This window comes from Streptomyces durocortorensis (assembly GCF_016901035.1).
GTDB lineage: Bacteria > Actinomycetota > Actinomycetes > Streptomycetales > Streptomycetaceae > Streptomyces > Streptomyces durocortorensis.
Genome location: NZ_JAFEUF010000476.1, coordinates 1 through 1,687, shown reverse-complemented (window position 1 = coordinate 1,687; position 1,687 = coordinate 1). Strand labels below are relative to the sequence as shown.

General features: G+C 75.5%; 1 protein-coding gene. It reads right to left on the bottom strand.

All coding sequences use genetic code 11. The features are described 5' to 3' along the window. Positions 1-94: 94 nt before the first annotated feature. Positions 95-1,600: a DHA2 family efflux MFS transporter permease subunit gene (locus JS521_RS35555; RefSeq protein WP_205086975.1), complete on the bottom strand. Its 1,506-nt coding sequence runs from the start codon at positions 1,598-1,600 to the stop codon at positions 95-97. Between the last annotated feature and the right edge of the window lie 87 nt (positions 1,601-1,687).

The window sequence follows — 1,687 nt, the reverse complement described above, 5'->3', positions numbered from 1 at the left end:
GGGCGGGGCGGCACGCCGGGGTCGGGGCGTGCTCCGGGGCGTGGGCGCACGCCCGGCCCGGGCCGGGCCGCTCACCCGTTTCACGCGTCACGGGTCACCCCTCCCGCCGCTCCGGCTCCAGCGGCGGGGAGACGACCCCGCAGTGCACCGCGCACTCGGGCCGCTCGCCCCGGCCGGCTGCGGTGGCGGCCGGGGTGCGCACCGTCCACCAGGCGAGGACCGCGCCCGCGACCAGCAGCCCCGCGCACATCGGCATCGCCCGCCGGAAGGTCGAGGCGAACTCGCCCGCGTCCCGGTACGCCTCCGGCCCCATCCCGGCGAGCAGCGGCAGGGCGGCCACCGCGATGAGCCCGGCGGCCCGGGCGGCGGCGTTGTTGATGCCACTGGCCAGCCCGGCCCGCCCGGCGTCCACGGCGGCCAGGACGGTCGCGGTGAGCGGGGCGACGACCACGACGAGCCCGGCTCCGAGCACCAGGACGGCGGGCAGGACCTCACTCACGTACCCGCCGAAGGAAGCGCTGCCACGCCCCACCCGCAGCATCAGGAGCATCCCGGCGGCGGCCAGCAGCGGCCCCACGGTGAGGGGGATGCGCGGCCCGATCCGCCGCCCCAGCTCACCTGCCGAGGCGGAGAAGAGCAGCATCAGCACGGTGGTGGGCAACAGCGCGGTACCGGCACCGAGCGCCGAGTACCCGGCCACCACCTGGAGCTGGATCGCGGAGAGGAAGAAGAAGCCGCCGAGGGCCGCGTAGACGCAGAGGGTCACCAGGTTGACCGAGGTGAACAGCCGGGAGCGGAAGATCGCCGGCGGCAGCATGGGGTCCGCCCGCCGCCGCTCGACCGCCACGAACGCGGCCCCCAGCAGCAGCCCGCCCAGCGCCGACCCGATCACCACCGGGGAGGCGCCCCGCCCGGGGGCCTCGATCAGCGCGTACGTCACTCCGGCGAGCGCCAGCGCCCCGAGGACGGCCCCCAGCACGTCGAACCGCCCGTGCGCCGCCGGATCCCGCGACTCCGGTACGTGGCGGAGCGCGACGGGCACGCAGATCGCGGCGAGCGGGAGATTGAGCAGGAACACCCACCGCCAGCCGGGCCCGTCGACGAGCCAGCCGCCCACGAACGGCCCCACGGCGGCCCCGACCCCGCCGAACCCGGACCAGAGCCCCACGGCGCGGGCCCGGTCGTCCGGATGGAAACTGGCCTGGATGAGCGCGAGCGACCCCGGCGTGAGCAGCGCGCCACCGACCCCTTGCAGGGCCCGGGCGACGATGAGCACCCCCGCGTTCGGCGCGATCCCGCAGAGCAGGGAGGCCACCGCGAACCACACCACCCCGACGACGAACACCCGCTGCCGCCCGTACCGGTCCCCGAGCGCCCCGCCGAGGAGGATCAGCCCGGCGAGCGTGAGCATGTAGGCGTTGACGGTCCACTGGAGAGCGGCCATGTCGGTGCCGAGGTCCTCGCCGATGCGGGGCAGGGCCACGTTGATGACGGTGGAGTCCAGCATGGCCATGCTGGAGCCGAGCACGGTGGTCAGCACGACCCACCGCCCGACGGACGAGGCGACCCGAATCTCACCGGGAGCGGGGGCAGCAGCCATGAAGCCAGATTGCCCCAACGAAGCCCTTCCGGCCTTCCAAGCCCCTCCATTTCCAGCCCCTCCGGCGATTGAGGAGCGGGGGTACGG